At 51.4% G+C, this 17173-nt stretch carries 8 protein-coding genes; 6 read left to right on the top strand and 2 right to left on the bottom strand.

The window, feature by feature from the left end:
• The first annotated feature begins 375 nt into the window (after positions 1–375).
• Complete coding sequence (locus tag Q0W37_RS06160; protein ID WP_297699778.1) at positions 376–4941, top strand: fibro-slime domain-containing protein; 4566 nt, start codon at positions 376–378, stop codon at positions 4939–4941.
• 59 nt (positions 4942–5000) lie between these two features.
• Positions 5001–5417, top strand: a complete 417-nt coding sequence (locus Q0W37_RS06155) for an SPOR domain-containing protein (RefSeq protein WP_297699776.1) — start codon at positions 5001–5003, stop codon at positions 5415–5417.
• A 138-nt stretch (positions 5418–5555) separates the two neighbouring features.
• On the opposite strand, the gene Q0W37_RS06150 is transcribed toward Q0W37_RS06155, so the two are convergent.
• The gene (locus tag Q0W37_RS06150; RefSeq protein ID WP_297699774.1) at positions 5556–9653 is read right to left on the bottom strand and encodes a hypothetical protein; all 4098 of its coding nucleotides are present in this window, start codon (positions 9651–9653) and stop codon (positions 5556–5558) included.
• A gap of 44 nt (positions 9654–9697) precedes the next feature.
• On the bottom strand, positions 9698–10621 hold the full coding sequence (locus Q0W37_RS06145; RefSeq protein ID WP_297699772.1) for a glutamate--tRNA ligase family protein: 924 nt from the start codon (positions 10619–10621) through the stop codon (positions 9698–9700).
• Positions 10622–10870: 249 nt separating this feature from the next.
• On the opposite strand from Q0W37_RS06145, the gene Q0W37_RS06140 reads away from it, so the two are divergent.
• The 4 genes from Q0W37_RS06140 to Q0W37_RS06125 all read left to right on the top strand — a co-directional run bounded on the left by Q0W37_RS06140 (position 10871) and on the right by Q0W37_RS06125 (position 17162).
• Positions 10871–12385 (top strand): hypothetical protein, encoded by a 1515-nt coding sequence (locus Q0W37_RS06140; protein WP_297699771.1) that lies wholly within the window; start codon positions 10871–10873, stop codon positions 12383–12385.
• A 170-nt stretch (positions 12386–12555) separates the two neighbouring features.
• The gene (locus Q0W37_RS06135) at positions 12556–13443 is read left to right on the top strand and encodes a sulfide/dihydroorotate dehydrogenase-like FAD/NAD-binding protein (protein ID WP_072801142.1); all 888 of its coding nucleotides are present in this window, start codon (positions 12556–12558) and stop codon (positions 13441–13443) included.
• On the top strand, positions 13443–14942 hold the full coding sequence (gltA, locus tag Q0W37_RS06130) for an NADPH-dependent glutamate synthase (protein ID WP_297699769.1): 1500 nt from the start codon (positions 13443–13445) through the stop codon (positions 14940–14942). Before Q0W37_RS06135 ends, gltA begins: the two co-directional genes overlap by 1 nt.
• Positions 14943–15398: 456 nt before the next feature.
• Positions 15399–17162: an MATE family efflux transporter gene (locus Q0W37_RS06125; protein WP_297699767.1), complete on the top strand. Its 1764-nt coding sequence runs from the start codon at positions 15399–15401 to the stop codon at positions 17160–17162.
• Positions 17163–17173: the final 11 nt, after the last annotated feature.

Below are 17173 nucleotides of genomic sequence, written 5' to 3'. Positions count from 1 at the left end.
TGGTTCGACAAGCTCACGCTTCGCAGGCTCGCTAACCTTATAAAGGTCCCTGAGTGATACACTGAGCCTGCCGAAGTGCAAGCGAAGCGCGTCGAAGGGCCGAAATCGAAGGGGCGGCATCTCTTATGGACGCTCTACGGTCTGGTTTGAAAACTACTCTTTACAAAAGGGGCGTTTTTTCTGTGATTTTTTTCACTGTCAAAAGTTAATCCACCGTTTGTTTACAGAAAAAACCGCTTTTTTAATCAAAAATTACAAAAAGAGTTGGCATTTTTACGTAGAAAAGAATAAATTTGAGGGCGGTATGTGGCATTTCAAAAAGGCCGGTCTTTTTGGTATGCCTAGTTGGAAGGAAAACCATCGATGGAAATAAACATGAAGAATACATCAGTGAACTCCCTGTGGAAGTGGGCTTTGGGTGCAGGTATGCTCGTTGCAGGTGTGCAGAGTGTATGGGCTGGCTGTGCTGGTACGCTTTATTTTAAGAAGCCTGCTGACTGGCCGTCATCTTTCTTTGTGACGATGAATAATATTGATGCTCCAGTGGATTCATCTAATTATAATGCGACTTCGGGCTATTATGAATATGATTTGGCTAATGCGGGTGGTGAAGCTCAGGAAACCGCTTTTGGCTTATCGACTTCAAAAACAGCTCCGTTGCAGTATATTCTTATGTCGGAATGGAATGGTAGTTCTCCTTATGATCCTAACCTTCCGAAGAATCAACGTGACATTAAGTGCCCCGGTGCCGGTAACAAGGTCTATGTGATGCAGGATCCCCTGCACGATGGCAAGACCTTTGCTGGTTCTGAACCTTCCAATGCAAAATTTTTCTATTTCCTTGTTCCCCAGGACGAAGGCTGGCAGTCCGACAACGTGATGATCAATATTGACGGTACCAAGGATACGGCCATGGCGCCGGCGGTGGATATGTGCGGCTGGTACTATATGGCTTTCGATGGCGATAAGGTCCCGTCGAGCATCGTCCTGTACCGCAAGAACGAACCCACGGAACAGTTGGGCCTCAATGGCATGAACGAAGCTGCCTCCCAGGCGACCCCTATCAATTTGGCAACGTATTTCAACGCCTTTAATACGAATACCTTGTATTTCGTTCCGGACGAAGATGACTGGAATGACCTCACCCAGGGTGGCTGGGCGACTGTTGACCCCGGTATTCCGGAAGCGGGTGATACGGAACGTTGTTCCTACAAGCTGGCGGCCTTGATTTACGATACCGACAGAGAATTGAATAAGTTGTTTACAGATTACAATGCCGATAAAAGTGAGCCTTGCGTCGGTGTTCACAAAGACATTGTGAAGAAGGATCTTAATCCGGCAACCAAGAAACCGGAATATTCTGGTTCTGCCAATGCGCAAAAATGTTTCCATTCCGAAAGCGAATTCAGTACGCTTTTCAACTACGTTCCGAATGTAAACGAAGTTCAGTGCTTCGATATGCCTTTCCGTCACTATGGTAAGGATACCCGTTGGGGGTATGATTCAGATTCCAACAAGATTGGTAACTTTATTGGTGGTTTCTACCCGCTTGAACATGATGGAGATACATATACGCTCGATGCTAGTGGCGATATGGTTGTTTCCGATGGCAAATTCGGTGATGCCAATGTGGTTGTAATCAACGGTGTTCCCCAGGGTCCGACTTGGAAGGCTCGTAGGAAGAGAATGGCTGAAGCTCCAGTCCCTGTAAAGGATACTGTCAAGAACTTTGACCAATACTGCACAACTCCTGGTTGGCCTGGTGGACGCGATTGTAATGGCTTGTTTAATGATGGTGAGCAACCGTCTGTTTGGGATTGGGGAACTCGTCAGGATTGGAAGGCTATGAACGGCAATAAAAATCTGCCTCGTAACCAGCATTTCTGCTTTGAATCTCATGCTAAGTTCACCTATTACGAAGACCAGGAATTTACCTTCCGCGGTGACGACGACATTTGGGTGTTCATCAACAACAAGCTTGTCGTGGATGCCGGTGGTCCGCACCTTGCAACTCCGGGACACGTGGTTCTTAAGAACTTGAATTCAGCTACTGCTTATGGAGATGGATTCCTTGTTCCTGGTAATGAATATGACCTGGATATCTTCTTCTGCGACCGTCGTACCTCTATGAGTAACGTGATTATCAAGACGAATATGTACATTCGCCAGAAACAGGATATTACGTTGACCCGTGATAAGACTGTTACCGATAGCAAGAGCTATGATGTCTGCTATTCCGAAACGGGTGATGGTTCTTGTGCCGCGGTTGCTGTTGGTAGCGATGAAGGCTTGACCTGCTGCGGTAGCGACTTTACCAATAAACCCGAATGTGCAGGGCTCGATATTTCCTACTGGCTGGTTGAAGGCCGCAAGATTTCGGACTCTACGTCGGCTCGCTCCAAGCATATTACGACGCCGGGTCAGTACAACTGCATTATTGATCTCACGAATTGGACAAAGCCCTCTGTAGGTAAGGCCGAAGACGTTTGCGAACTCGGAACGGGCCGTTACACCTTGTTTATGAAGATTGGCAACAAGTCCAAGCAGGTGGCTACCTTCCGTCCGCAGGGCGAAGTGGACGTTATCTACCGCGACGGTATCGCTCAGGATACGAACGGTGTCGAAATGACCGGTGGTCGCTACTCTGTTACTACTTCCGCCATGGCGGGTGATTGGGTTCCAGTCTACATTTCTAGCGTTCACGAACCGAAATCGTCTTCTGATCCGCTCGACATTCTTCCGATGGATGCCAGCAACGTTCCGTATACTCTGAACGCCGACCCCCTGATGCAGGTTTGCCTCAAGGTGGCTGACGACGGTTCTTGCGCTGAGCTCCTGACTGCAGCTAATGCAAATCGCACGATTGGTCCTACCGGTGTCGATACTGTCTTTGTGACGGTTCTGGAAACGGATTTCGAAAAGGCTGACAACGGACAAAAGGAAGTGGGCATCAGTGTTGTCGGAAGGACGAACACGATGAAGATCAAGTTCTTCTTGCCGGTCATCCAGTTTATCGAAGCTATTCCTGATTCCGGTGTGCTTCCGGTTGCTAAGAGCGGTGATACCGAAGCCGACGGTAACAACGGCGAACGTTGGGTCGGTTCCGTGGTTGACCTGTACCTTGCCATTTTCAAACCGGATGGCGATGGTGGAATTATCCCGTGCCCGGATTGCAAGCTGACCATTCACATGTATAGCGGTGCCGACGGTACCTCCGAAGGAATCGTGTTCTCTCAGCCCGAAACGACCTTTGAAAATGGTTACGCAGTTATTTCCTTGACGTCTGAAAATAAGGAATATAGGCGTCCGGACCATCCGGCAAAGATTGTGGTGGCAAACGCCCTCGGTACGGTGACTGCCGAATACTCCCCGATCTTCTTCAGAACTCCGCCGGTGCCGACTCCGCGCCTTGCTGACGTGTTCGACGTTCGTGGAAAGACTCTGCCGGGCTACAAGATTCATGAAAAATACTATAGAGAAGATCAGGAATACCTTGACGGTATCGCTGACTCCGTGGCTATCTACTATCACCGTGCCATTCCGAAGGACTCCCTGCCTATCAAGGTTTGCATCATTTGGGACTCCACGGTGACCTCTACCGATGACCTGAAGGTGGACTTCAGCCTTGCCGAAGAAGGCCTTACCAAGAAGAAGGATTCCGAAGAGAAAATCTTCTGTAATACGCTTCAGCCGATTGACGCTAGCATGACGAGCTGCTCGGGCGACCTCTGCACCAACGTCCTGAAAATTGGCGGTCTCAAGCTTTCCGAAGTGGCAAAGACCGGTGGACGCGGTAGAATTATTTCTTACGCCAAGTTCTGCGATGCCGACGAATCTATCTGTAACGATTCGCAGAAGAAGGCTGCCTACGAAGTCATTCAGGGTTTCCAGACCGACTTGATTGACCGTGTGGCTCCGGTTCCGCTGCGTGTCGAAGTGAAGACCTTGCGCGACAAGGGTGGCGATTTGCTTGACCGCGATAGCCTTGTAGTGGTGATGTCTGAACCGGTGGATCTGGTGTCTAAGGATAACAAGAAGAGCTCCATGGACTACTTCCTGAATTCTGCAACCGATATCCAGGACGAGGCTTCCCGTTACGCCTCTGTTGTGGACGGCGGAACCACGAAGGTGACAGCACTTTTGGAACCGGCCTTGAGCGAACTTGACGATCAGGGACGTGTCCGTTATACCTATAGCCGTGAAAACATCGGCCCCCACAAGGGTGACTATCTCCGCGTGACGGGTAACACCGAAACCGTTTACTGGACGGACAAGGCCGAATACAATGTGTCGGGTAGCGATACCCTGCGTAACGTTGAAGAAGACGCCAAGTTCAACTGGAACTCTCCGACGGGTCTGGATGACAAGAGCGGTCGTCTGCCGTCTCCGTGGGTTCTGATTGTTGGTGAAGGTGAAAAGAACGTTATTGAAAAGAACTTCGGTCATACAAGCGATGCCGAACCGGGTCCGGCTGTTTATGTGAGAAGCTTCCTCACCTCTGTTTCGAAGGACGAAATCCTGAGAGACTCCGTGAATGTTCCGGGTCACTTCGTGATGCCCGATATGTTCGGCTTGATTCTTGAAAACGAAATCGAGGATGTGAGCGACGTGTACTTCTCTTACGAAGTCGAATACTTCACCAACCTCGGCTCCTTCGTGGCAAGCAAGAGTGGCAAGATCTATTGCGACGACAAGTTCAATACCGAAGTCGATCAGAACGGCAAGAAGATCCAGTACTTCGACGGTGGAAAGTGTAACGATCCGGGTAAGGACCGCAACTTCTTCATCGCCTGGAACATGCGTTCCGACAAGGGCCGCCAGGTGGGTACCGGTGCCTATATCGTGAAGTTCAACTCCTTCGTTAAGCTGGGCGACCACGGTAAGGACAACAAGCAGGAAAGCACTTCTATCTGGGGTGTAAGACGCTCCAAGATCAAGTAGTCTCGATGCTTTAAAGTTTCAATCCCGGTCTTTGACCGGGATTTTTTTATATTTGCAGTATGCGAAAGTTTTTAGCTGTTATGAGTTTGTGTGCCGCCGCTGTCGTAACGTCGAATGCGTCGGAACCTACGGATCTGGATTCCCTTTTCCGTGGCAAGGAATATAAGCCTGTACTGAGTGCGTCTCTCCGCGATTCCTCTACAAGCGAATCCGCTGTTCAGGGAAAGGCTTCGGCAAAGGCGGCGAAGTCTGACGGCTATTATATGCTCCAGTTTGAATCTGTTGCCGATTTTGATGCTGCCCAGCGTCGCCGTGCGCAGATTTCTGCAAGTACGGGGTATGCCATTCAGGTGGTGTTCGATGCTCCGTTCTACAAGCTGCGTGGTGGTGGCTGGGGAAGCAAGAAGGCGGCAGAGGACAAGGCCCGCGAGCTTTCCGCTTATAACATCACCGCATTCGTCGTGAAGGTGAAGTAGCTGTCTGCTACAATCACGCGAAATGAATTTCGCGTAATCAATGTCATGCCCGACTTGGTCGGGCATTTCTGTTATTAGAGAAATATCCCTAAGCTCTAAGTTCTACCAACTAAGTCTAGTAACTTAGAACTAGTAACTCTACTCGAGTAGTCCCATCGCTTCTTTCAGGGCGTGTTCGTCCATGGTCGCTGGCATGAGCGCTCTTTCTTCGGGCGCCACGTAGGCGAGCTTTCTTTCGAAGTCGGGGCGGTCGGCGCGGTTGCGCGGAACGGCTTCCTTGGGCTTGAGCGAATAGAAGAAGGGCCCGGTCTTGATAAAGCGCTTCTTTTGAAGTCCCTGGTTGATCGCTTCGGTAAGCGCCTTTTGGAGCATCGGCCCCATCCGGTCTACATGGTGAAGTTCCAGGACGCGCTGGAGCAGCATATCCTGGTGAATAGGAGCTTCGTTGTCCACATAGAACTTGAGCTGCGTGATAAGGGCTGCCGTCGGCAGTTCCGCAATCGGCTTGTCGTGGGCGGTGCCTTCGATTTTCGGATGCATCACCTGGTAGGGAACCGTGGTCGGCGCATTGGAAAGGCTTGCCTCGGATTCCTCGTCTTCGGGGGCCGCGGCAGAAGGCGGCGGTGCCACGCTCTGCTCGATGGCAATCGTTGCAACCAAATGTCCGATTTCGTCTTTCTGCGCCATGAACCAGGTGGGAAGCCACAGGTTCAGCACTTTCCAGCCGAGCTGTCTTAAGATAAGCGGACGGATATAGTCGCGGTCTTCGACGGAGTCACGGAAACGTTCAGTAGTGCAGTCGTCTTCGATAAGCGCAAGGAACCGCTTGGGGTTATTGGCGTCTACGACGACGGGACCTACGGGAATGCCGCCTTTCGCAAAGGATTCCTGCAACACGATGTTTTCGGCAGAAAGCTTTGCGACGACCTGCTCACGCAGTGGAGACGGTGCCGGTGCGGTATTTTCGGAAATGGAATAGTCCTTGCTCTGCAGGTAATGCATCCAGTTCCAGAAAAGCGAATGTTTCTGACCGTTGTTCTTGGAAAGGTCCGCCTCGGAAATGAATACGCGGAGTTCCTTTTTGGCCAAGGTCGTGCAGAGCGATACCTTGTGGTCGCCGGCCATGCCGGTTGCCCCTTCGGCTTCGCAGCAGACGAAAATCACGTCCCTAAAGTTATCTACCGCACGGTCGGGGGTTTTAACAAAGTAGCGGATGTCCGGATTCGGCCTGTTAAAGAAATGATAGGCGGCCGAGCCTGCGATCAGTTGCGCATGAATGGCGTCGTCGATTTCACGGCAGGTGGACTGGTGGAAGGCCACGATACCGAGAGTCTTTTCGGGGTGACGTTCCGCATGTTGCAGTGCGGCCTGCGCAATAGCGAGTACCTTGTCGTCGGTAACTTTCAGGTGGATTCCACGGAATGTTTCGTTATTTGGCGAGGGGAACTGCTTGATACCGTGATTGTAGATGTTGTCGTTTGCAAATGCGATAAGGCTTGCGTCCGGGTATTGCGTCGAGAACCAAAGTTCGCGTGTCGGAATGCCCTGGCGAAGTGCTGCCGTAAGGATGCTTTCCTGGAAAAACGGCGAAAGCTGAGGCCTTTCCTGGTAGGCATCCAGGGGCTGGTATTCGAGTCCTGGATTCTGCGGGTTGCCGATAAGGATGACCTTCTTTGCGGCAAGCAGTGTCGGTAATGCTTCTGCAATCGAAATGCTATCGGCATCGAGAATAATGGCGATGTCGTAGTTGGTCGCTTCGGGAATCCGGAGCGATTCGTTCAGATGAAGTGTCGTTAGCGCATCGGGAGTATCCTGTACGGCGCTATGCAGTTCGCTGAAGTTCGCGCTGCTGAAACGGTCCAGAAGGTCGCGGTATTCCTTGCTTTTCTGGGAACGCGCCTTGGGTGTTTGCGTAAACAGCCCCGGACAGTTTCGGGTGACAATCTGAATTTGGTTCCTTGCCCAACAGTGGGCGACCGCTTGTGCCAGTTCACGGTCGACGTTGTCCGGATTCTCGATGTACTGGAGAAGATTCTTGCAGGGGTAGCTTTCCATTTTCTTGAAAAGCGCGGTCAGCTGCACGTGGATATCCAGGTGGTTCCAGTTTTCGCTCCAGGACTTGATCTTGTCGAGCCATTTTTCGATGCTCAGGCTTTCAAGCGGATTTTCGAGCGCCATGGCCTTGTTAATCTGCCTGATCGACTGCTGCAGTTCGAGTACCGAACGGTACAGCTTGTCGAACTCGGGGAGCATTTCCTTGAACAGGTGCCATTGCTCGAGAATCTGCAACAGGAGTTCGAGCTTCGGGTCGCTCTTGTGCTTGTCGCGGAAATCGTAAATGAACTGAATCTTGGACCGGAGTTCTTCCCAGTTGGAACCTTCGTAGTGCCAGTCCTTACCGAGCAGGTGGTTTCCGAGGACGGCACTTTCTTTGTAGGTTCTCTTGTTGTCCTGCAATTCGAGTAGGGTGTCTATAAGGTCCAGAAGCTTTGCATCGGATTCTACGCTCTTGGGCTTGCGCAGAACGGAAAGCAACTTGCGACGGGATGAACGGTAACGGTCCGAAAGCCCCTTAAGGGCAATCTTCTGGCATTCGGCAAAATCGTCGCGTGCCGACTGGATGTTTTCGTCGACGGCGTTATCGGTGTAAATGTCAGAAGCCTGCCTGCGGTAGTTGACCCACTTGTCGCCCGCTTCGGGGAGTGCAAGGAGCGTGTCGCGGTAGTCGTTCCAGTTGTGGCTTCTCAGCTGCCAGGATTCGAATACAGGAGTGTCCTTGCTGAAATGGTCGCGAATCAGTTCCAGAATGTCGGCGAGGCTCGAAAGGAAGATTCCTGCCGGGAAAAGCCCTGCGGACTTCATCGTGGTGATAAGTCCGTCCAGTTCGTTCGCGTGCTGGGCTGCCCGGTTCAGTTCCTGCGAAAGGGCCTCTCCTTGTTCCGGCTGGAGTTCGGGGAGCTTTACACCCTGGAAAGCCTTGCGTGCTTCGATGCCGCCCTTTTCAAAATAGAGTTCGTTCAGTTGGTGCAGGTCTGCCTTCAGCTCCAGGAAATCCTTGTAGCTGAGTGCAGGGATTCCCTGGTAAATGGAATCGCTGTATTTGCGTTTGGGCGGTTTTGCCTCGATGAATTCACGGAGCAGCTGCGAAAGCTGGATGCCTGTCGGGGCAAGCGGCTTGTTGATAGTTTCGTAATAGTCCAGGAATTCCTTGCGGATGGAGCGTATCCCTTGCTCCAGGGCGCCCCGGTCGGATTTTGGGAACGTGCGGAACGAAGGTTTCCATGATTCCTGGAAGGTGCGCGCCGAAACGGCTCGCCTGTAGGTGACCAAAACCTTCTGCCCCTTGGCTACCGAGTCGGCAACGATATTGGCGGTAACCTTCATCTTGTCGGTTCCGGGAAGGGCCTGAATTGCGTATGCGCAGGCGTCTTCGTTCAGGGCGTCGATCGTAACCTTGTCGGTATGGGAATCGGTTGTGTACAGGAAATGGTGGTCTGCAGGCGAAAAAATCTTGTTGAATTCCTGCTCTTCGAACAGGGATTCCTGAGTCTGGAAACCGTCTTCGCTGAAAAGGGAAGAAAGCGTCGGGTTCGCGTTTACGACCTTGTCGGAAAATCCAAGTGCCATCCGCTTTTTAAGGAGCAGATGGCTTGTGTTGAAGAACCCAAGGCAAACTCCGTGCCGGGTGAACTTCCAATTGCGTTCGGCGACGATGGCTTTTTCAAAAAGTGAAAAATAGAGCAGCAGGCTGAACTTGCCGTTTATAATGGCGTCTTCGACGGTGGGGAGCGTTACGGTGTCCTTGAGCCTTTCGCGAAGAACCACGTTTTCGATCGGGAGTCGCTTGGAAATGGTAAGTGTCTTTTGGGACGCATCTGTGTCCAGGGGAACAAGGAGGCTCGGGGCGAGCGCGTTGCCGTCCCATTTCAGGAATCCAAGAATCAGGTACAAGTCCGTTTCGCCAAAGTCGTCCATTTTTTGGCGGAGAACTGTTGTCATGGTGTCGACCGCGGTAATCTTTTGCTGTGCCGTGAAGTTTGCCGATACCTGGAAAAAGGATTCTAGTGGAAGCGGGCCTTGTGCCTGCATCCATTTTTCAAAGAACAAGTCACCGGCTTCCATAAGGGGAGGGGATTGGAAGTCGCTTTTTGCAGTAAAATGAAGTAAGCGGTCCTTGGAGTCAAAAAGGGCTGCTTCTTGCCTTATTTGGGCAACAATTGCAGATGGGGACGACATATCCCGAATATACGTATTTTTCGGGCTTTTGTTCTGGGGCTCCGCTATAAAATACGGATAATTTGTCCAAGAGCGGCGTCGAGGGGGGTGGGGGTATCGCTTTGGGCGATTCCCACCTTGAAAAGGAGACGCCCGAAAAGCTGTTCGGGGGTGGTTCCGGCTTCTTTGTCTTGCCTTAGGCTATGGGCGTGTTCGCGCTTGGAAAGCTTTTTTCCGGTGCTATCTACAATGAGGGGGTGGTGTAGGTACTTGGGGCGCTGATAGGGCGGAAAGTGGAGGGTGGCATCGCCCTGGCAGGCATCGGCGATCATTTCGGTGAGGGCTATTTGGCGGGCCGTGGAATTCAGGATGTCCTCGCCCCGAATAATGTGCGTGATACCTTGGGCGAGGTCGTCGACGCAGACGGCGAATTGATAGGTCCAGTAACCGTCGCGGTCACGGATTGGAAAATCGCCACATTGTTTTTTCGGATTTTCGTAAAAGGTTCCGAGGCGCTCGTCGTGCCAGCTGATTACTTTATCTGGAATAATGATGCGCAAACTGTGCGGAACAATCTCTCGTCTTTCGTCTGTAGCGAGCTTGCGAGCGTTCTCTCGTCTAAAACACTTTCCCTGGTAAATTACTTCGCCGGTTTCGCTTCGCGGATTTTCGGCCAGGAGCTGCTTTCGACTGCAGTAGCAGGGGTACACGAGCCCCCTTTCGGCAAGGTGCTGCAGGACTCTTTGGTAGATTTCGCTGCGGTTGCTCTGGATGCTTTCGCTATCGTAGGTAAAACCGAGCCAGGCGAGGTCTTCGCGGATGCTGTCGATGTATTCCTTGCGGGCGCGACCCTGGTCGTGGTCTTCGATGCGCAGGTGAACCCTTAGGTTCCATTTTTTTGCGGCTGCCCAAACGAACAAAGCCGAAAGCAGGTGACCTTCGTGCAGGTATCCCGTGGGACTCGGTGCAAAGCGGATTGTTCCGGACATGCTGACTAAAATAGAAATGTTTTTGAGGTATCAGGGTGTCATCTTGGAGCTGTCATCCTCGACCGAGTGAAACGAGGGAGGGGAACCAGAGAAGCTTTTCAAGCATAAACATTCTGTTGATGGAATCCAATGCGTTTATTCGGAGAAAAAGCAATATTTTGTAAAAAATGCAACTTTCGAAAAAAAATACTTGCTTTTTTGTTGCTTTTGAGGTAAATTGCAAAGAAAAAGTAACATAAGGAGTGGAAAATGAATTTAAAGAAGACTTTGGCTTTGACGATTGCGTCTGCCGCCTTTGCCTTTGCTCAACAGGCAGCTCCTGCTGCCGCACCCGCTGCAGCCCCTGCTGCACAGGCTGAAACACCTACCGCGCCCGCTGCCCAGCCAGCTCCCGAAACAGCAGCTCCGGCAGAACAATCTGCTGCCCCTGCTGCCGCACCCGCCGCCGAACAGCCTTCGGCTGCACCCGCTGCAGAAACCGCTGCTGCTCCCGAAGCGGCCCAGCCGGAAAAGGCTCCCGTAGAAAATTCTGTCGCTGCAGCTCCTGCTCCTGAAACCGTTGCTAGTGAAACGAAGCCGGCCCAAGAGGCTGCTCCGGCTCCTGTACAAACACAGCCCGCCGCTCCTGTTGTTCCTGCCTCTGAGGTTGTAGCGACTGCCGAAGGAAATGCTCCTGCCACTTCCGAAGCCCCTGTCCGTATGGGCCCGCCGAAAACTCCGTTCACGGTCTTGCATGGCAACGCCTACAACCGTGTAGAAAACGAAGCCGCAGGTGACAACGTGAATACCTTGCTGGAGAAGCGCCTAACGAAGCTTGCGTTCAATAAGTTCTTCTACCTCGAACCGTCTGGTGAAAAGGGTGCCTTCTCGTTGGGTGGCTTCTTTGGTGCCATGGATATCTCGGGAGAGCTTGGCCGCGCAACTCTCGGTTATGCGACACCCAGCTTTGCCATCGAGGCTCGTGTGGGCTTAGGACAAATGAAAACGGAAACCAAGAGTGCCGATGTCAAGGAAACCGAAGCTGGCGACGACTGGGGCCTTACTTTATCTAAAACCCTGGGCGGCTATGTCGTGACTTTGTCAGGCGATTGGACCACATACGATCACGAAAAGAATGTGAAACCTGTTAAAGGTCCTAAGACCGAAGAACGTTACCGCGATTTGGACGCATCTTTGATTGTGACGGACGGTCCGTCTGCACGTACGCACTTCTGGTCGGCAGGTGTAGCCTTTAATCGTCACGAAGAAGAAAGGGAAGTTGGTGGAACGCTGATTGGTGATTCCCTGGCTTCGGCAAATACGATTGTTCCTGTGTTTAACTATGGTACGCCGGTGCTTCGTGCAAGCTATGCCAATGTCTACATGGGTGTGAACACAGCCGTTCCTGTTACCATTTACGACAAGGCTGATATGCGCGACACGACAAGTGGAAAACTGAAAGAAACCTCGTTTACTACGGTGGGCGTGGATGTGATCCCGAATATCTTGGGTGAAGTTCTTCTGACGGATGAACTGATGATCTTTGGTGAAGCGGACTATATTTGGGAAGTCTTCCGCTATATTGATAACAAGACTCCGTATGACGAAATCAAGATCAAGGAGAGCTATTCGAGTAAGGTCGAAGCTTCTATGGGACTCCGTTACCAGTATAAGGACTGGGCGGCCTGTGAATTCGCCTTTGGCGACAAGTTCTTCACCGACACCAAGTCGATCTTCAATGGCGAAGGCGTCTTTGTCACCTTCGGTGGCTTCATCTACTTCTAACCCGTGCGGCCATCCCCGCTTCACACACTGTCATCCCCGCCTCACACTCTGTCATCCCCGCGAAGGCGGGGATCTTCCTTTTTAAGTCGCTCCAGTTGCCTAATTGGAGCATTATTTTACAGAAGGGGCCCTGCCGTATGGCTGGCCTTTTTTCTATTTTTCAGCTCACTATGGCAAAAATTCTCTTTAAAAAACAAATGTCTTCCGCGGTCTACATGTTCCGCGTCGAGGCCCCGCTGATCGCTCAAGAGCGTAAGGCCGGCCAGTTTATCATCCTCCAGACGAACAAGGACAACGGCGAACGCGTGCCTCTCACCATCGCCGATGCCGACACGACTGAAGGCTCTATCACCCTGATTTTCCAGACGGTTGGCAAGACCACCACCGAACTTTCCAAGTTCGAAGTCGGTGACGATATTCCCGTGCTCGTGGGCCCGCTCGGCTCTCCGACCCACATCGAGAATTTTGGCCACGTGGTTTGCGTGTGCGGTGGCGTGGGTATCGCCCCGATGCACCCGATTGTTCAGGCCCTCAAGGCTGCAGGCAACAAGGTCACCATCATTATGGGTGCCCGTAACGAAAGCCTGTTCCTCATGAAGGACGAAATGACAGCTCTCGCCGACAACATCATCTTCATGACCGACGACGGTTCCTATGGCCGCAAGGGTCTCGTGACCGAACCGCTGAAGGAACTCTGCGAAGACACCAAGGGCAAGCCCGACATGGTGATCGCTATCGGTCCTCCGATCATGATGAAGTTCTGCGCCCTCACCACCAAGCCCTACGGCGTGAAGACCGTGGTGAGCCTCAACAGCATCATGGTGGACGGGACCGGCATGTGCGGTGGCTGCCGCGTGACTATCGGCGGCAAGACGAAGTTCGTCTGCGTCGATGGTCCGGAATTCGACGGCCACGAAGTCGACTGGAACAACATGCTCCAGCGTATGGGCGCCTTCAAGCCCCAGGAACAGGAATCTCTGCACCGCTTCGGTGCAAACGATGGCCACAAGTGCAACATTGACAAGATGGCTGACGCAAAGGCCAAGGAGAGCAAGTAATGTCTGAACATTTGACTCGTGAACAGTTGGACGCCGCCGCCAAGGTGGAACTTGAAAAGATTAACGCCCTTCCGAAGCCGCTCAAGCCCAAGGACAAGACTGCCATTCCGGCCCAGCCGATGCCGCAGCTCGAACCCAGCTACCGCGCCCGCGTGATGGAAGAAGTGGCTCAGGGTTACACCGAAGCCCAGGCTATTGTGGAAGCCAACCGCTGCCTCGCCTGTAAGAAGCCGTCCTGCGTCGAAAGCTGCCCGGTGCACATCGACATTCCGGCCTTCATCGCAAAGATTGCCGAAGGTGACTTCAAGGCTGCTATTGCGAAGATTAAGGAAACGAGCTTGCTCCCGGCAATCTGCGGCCGCGTTTGCCCGCAGGAACGCCAGTGCCAGATGAACTGCACCATGGGCAAGATGCACAAGGACGTGAACCAGGCTGTGGCTATCGGTCGCTTGGAACGCTTTGCTGCTGACTATGAACGCAACAACGGTGGCGCTTCTGTGCCGGCCGTGAAGCCTGCTACTGGCAAGAAGGTTGCTGTGATTGGTTCCGGTCCTGCCGGCCTGGTTGTCGCTGCTGACGTGCGCCGCGAAGGCCACGACGTGACCATCTTCGAAGCTTTCCACAAGCTCGGTGGTGTGGTCCGCTACGGTATTCCTGAATTCCGTCTTCCGAAGAAGATCGTGGACAACGAAATTGAATCCCTTGCTGCCATGGGCGTGAAGTTCGAGACAAATTTTGTCATCGGCCGTACTCGCAAGCTCAAGGACTTGATTGAAAAGGATGGCTTCGATGCCGTGTTCGTCGGTACCGGTGCAGGCCTCCCGCTCTTTATGAACATCGAAGGTGAAAACCTGGTCGGTGTGTTCGCCGCTAACGAATACCTGACCCGCGCTAACCTCATGCGCGCCTACGACAAGGAACATGCCGATACTCCGATGTGGCCCGGCAAGAACGTGGTCGTTCTCGGTGGTGGTAACGTCGCTATGGACGCTGCCCGTATGGCTCTCCGTCTCGGTGCCGAAAAGGTCCGCATCATTTACCGCCGCAGCATGAACGAACTCCCGGCCCGTAAGGAAGAAGTTCTCCATGCTCAGGAAGAGGGTGTCGAATTCTGCGTTCTGCAGAACCCGGCCAAGATTCTTGGCGACGAAGCCGGCCACGTGCGCGGCATGCTCGTCGACAAGTACGAACTCGGCGAACCCGATGAAAAGGGCCGTCCGCGTCCGGTCAAGGTCGAAGGCGCAAGCTTCGAAATCGAATGCGACACCGTGCTCGTTGCTATCGGTAACGGTTCTAACCCGCTTATCAGCAACACCACGCCGGAACTCTCCGTCGACAAGAAGGGTCACATCCTTCTCGAAGATGCAACCGCCAACAAGACCTTTATGGAAAAGGTCTACGCCGGTGGCGACATCGTGCTGGGTGCCGCAACCGTGATCCTCGCCATGGGTGAAGGTCGTCGTGCTGCTGCAGGCATCAACGAATATTTGAAGAAATAAACTTCGCGATAGTTCGTCACCCGGACTCTCGACGTACGAGTTGTACGCCTTCGGTCCGGGTTCTACTGAGACTCCGCACTTTAGTGCGGGAAATGGGCTTAGCCCATTGATCGTCGAAGGATGTCGTAGTCCTATCTTGTCGGAAACTTGTTTCCGTTACAAGATAGAGATTAGGACCTGCTCTCGCTCGTTTCTTCTTCAAATCTTGAATTTGAAAAAGATGGTCTTTCGGCCATCTTTTTTGCTTATGCTCGCTCAAGCCTAGAATAAAATAGAGGAATGTCATCCCCGCGAAGGCGGGGATTTCCCTTACAAAATATCCCGACTCCTTATAGGGAGCCGGGGTGTTTTTTTTTGTCTTTATTTCCTTCTGCAAAAATGGTATATTTAAAATGAACGATAAGAAGGATTTTTTCGCGGATGTAATTCTGCGCTTTGTTGTACTTGGGAAAATTTATGAGCCGTTTTATTGAACCTCCGTGTGCGCTTTTACGTAATGACGAAATTGTCAAGAGACAGTTTTTTCGATTCTTGATTCCGTCTGTCGTAAGTACTATAGCCCTTTCGTTAAACGAATTTGCGGATTCCATCATCGTGGCGCAACTTTTGGGAAGCCCCGCCATGAGTGTAGTCAATTTGGGTATGCCGATTATGTTGGTGTATGCCATTGTCTATACGATGTTTGGTATCGGGGGCTCGGTGCTGTATGCCAACTATTTGGGTAAAATGGAAAGGAAAAAGGCTGGCGAGATTTTTTCGTTCACGCTTTTTGCTTCGCTAGCGGTTGCGGCAGTAATAACGCTTGTAGGACTCCTTTTTTATGAAGAAATTTCCAGAATCTTTTGTACGGATGAATCTCTGTTGTCGATGTTTATTCCCTATACAAGGGTTCTGGCGATAAGTGCCTCTCTTGTAATTCTTATCCAGGTGCTAATCAATTTTTTGCCTGCGACAGGGAACCCTAAACTCGCTACGTTTATCAATGTTTTGGCGAATGTGGTGAACCTGATTTTTGACTACATCTTTATCCATTTTTTCGATATGGGTATAACGGGGGCCGCATGGGCGACGTTTGTCGGTTACGCGGTGGGGCTTGCATTCCTGATTGCTTGGGTGCTGCTTGGAAAATGCAGGATTTCTTTTGCGCTATTTTCAAAAGAAACGGTTCGAATGTTGTCGCAGATTGTGGCTGGAGGAATGTCGTCGGCGATGACCCAGCTGGGTTTTGCAGTCAAGTTCTCGTATTGCAACTTTATGGCGGGTAGCCTTGCGGGTATTGCGGGCATTACCGCCTTTGCGGGGTGCATTCAGACGATTTCGTTGGTGTCGATTTTTATGGCCGGTATTGCAATATCGATTATCCCCTTGATTGCCGTGATGAGGGCTCAGAAAGATTATGTGGGAATTCGGTTTCTTTGTAAGCGGGCTCTAAAATCGCAACTTGCTGTAAATATGATCTTTACGCTTTTGTTCTTGTTCTTCCCCTCGATTATTACCTCTATGTACAATATCGAATCTGCTGATGCGTATTCCATGACGATTAAGGCTGTGAGGATATTCTCGGTGATGTTTGTTATCAGGGGCTTTGTGCAGGTGGCGCAATACAATCACATGGCTTTAGGACGCAAAAAATATGCCTTTATTATAAGTGCTTTCGATGGCTTTGTGGGCATTGTCCCTCTAGTGTATCTGTTGTCTAGATGTTGGGGCGTAGATGGCCTGTGGCTTGCGTATCCGTTATGCTCGTTACTGATCGTTGTCGGTATATTCGCCTATAACTTTGTAGCGCAAAGGAGGCTTTCTCATAAGATGTCACCGTTCCTGTTTGTTCCGAGTGAAAAGTTTAAGAACGATGTTCTGGATATCTCAATACATGGGAATATGGAAAAGGCCGGAGTGGTGACTAGAATGGTTCTTGATTTCTGTGACGAGTACGGAATAGACTCTCAAAAGGCAAACCTCTTGGCGGTGGCTACCGAAGAAATCTTTGTCTATACGGCTTGCAATTCTAAAGATAAGTACGTTAATATGGATATGAGGATTACGATAGAGAATGAGTCGATTGTGGTCTATACTCGAAGTATCGGGCTACCGTTTGATCATTTTAGCGCTGATCAAGAAAAATTCGGAAACATCTGGATGATCAAGAAAATTGCGTCAGAAGTGAAATATGATTACCTGTTGGGTGTGAATCAGACAAGGTTTAAATTAGCTATGTAGGGGATACAATT

It is taken from the genome of uncultured Fibrobacter sp., from assembly GCF_947166265.1.
GTDB lineage: Bacteria > Fibrobacterota > Fibrobacteria > Fibrobacterales > Fibrobacteraceae > Fibrobacter.
The sequence above is the reverse complement of the archived record's forward strand: the minus strand, read 5'-3'. Positions and strand labels throughout refer to the sequence as shown.

Excerpts from the sequence above, each read along its gene's own strand:
- Q0W37_RS06160 (WP_297699778.1), top strand. The coding sequence starts at position 376 with ATGAAGAATACATCAGTGAACTCCCTGTGGAAGTGGGCTTTGGGTGCA.
- Q0W37_RS06155 (WP_297699776.1), top strand. The coding sequence starts at position 5,001 with ATGCGAAAGTTTTTAGCTGTTATGAGTTTGTGTGCCGCCGCTGTCGTA.
- Q0W37_RS06150 (WP_297699774.1), bottom strand. The coding sequence starts at position 9,653 with ATGTCGTCCCCATCTGCAATTGTTGCCCAAATAAGGCAAGAAGCAGCC.
- Q0W37_RS06145 (WP_297699772.1), bottom strand. The coding sequence starts at position 10,621 with ATGTCCGGAACAATCCGCTTTGCACCGAGTCCCACGGGATACCTGCAC.
- Q0W37_RS06140 (WP_297699771.1), top strand. The coding sequence starts at position 10,871 with ATGAATTTAAAGAAGACTTTGGCTTTGACGATTGCGTCTGCCGCCTTT.
- Q0W37_RS06135 (WP_072801142.1), top strand. The coding sequence starts at position 12,556 with ATGGCAAAAATTCTCTTTAAAAAACAAATGTCTTCCGCGGTCTACATG.
- gltA (WP_297699769.1), top strand. The coding sequence starts at position 13,443 with ATGTCTGAACATTTGACTCGTGAACAGTTGGACGCCGCCGCCAAGGTG.
- Q0W37_RS06125 (WP_297699767.1), top strand. The coding sequence starts at position 15,399 with ATGAGCCGTTTTATTGAACCTCCGTGTGCGCTTTTACGTAATGACGAA.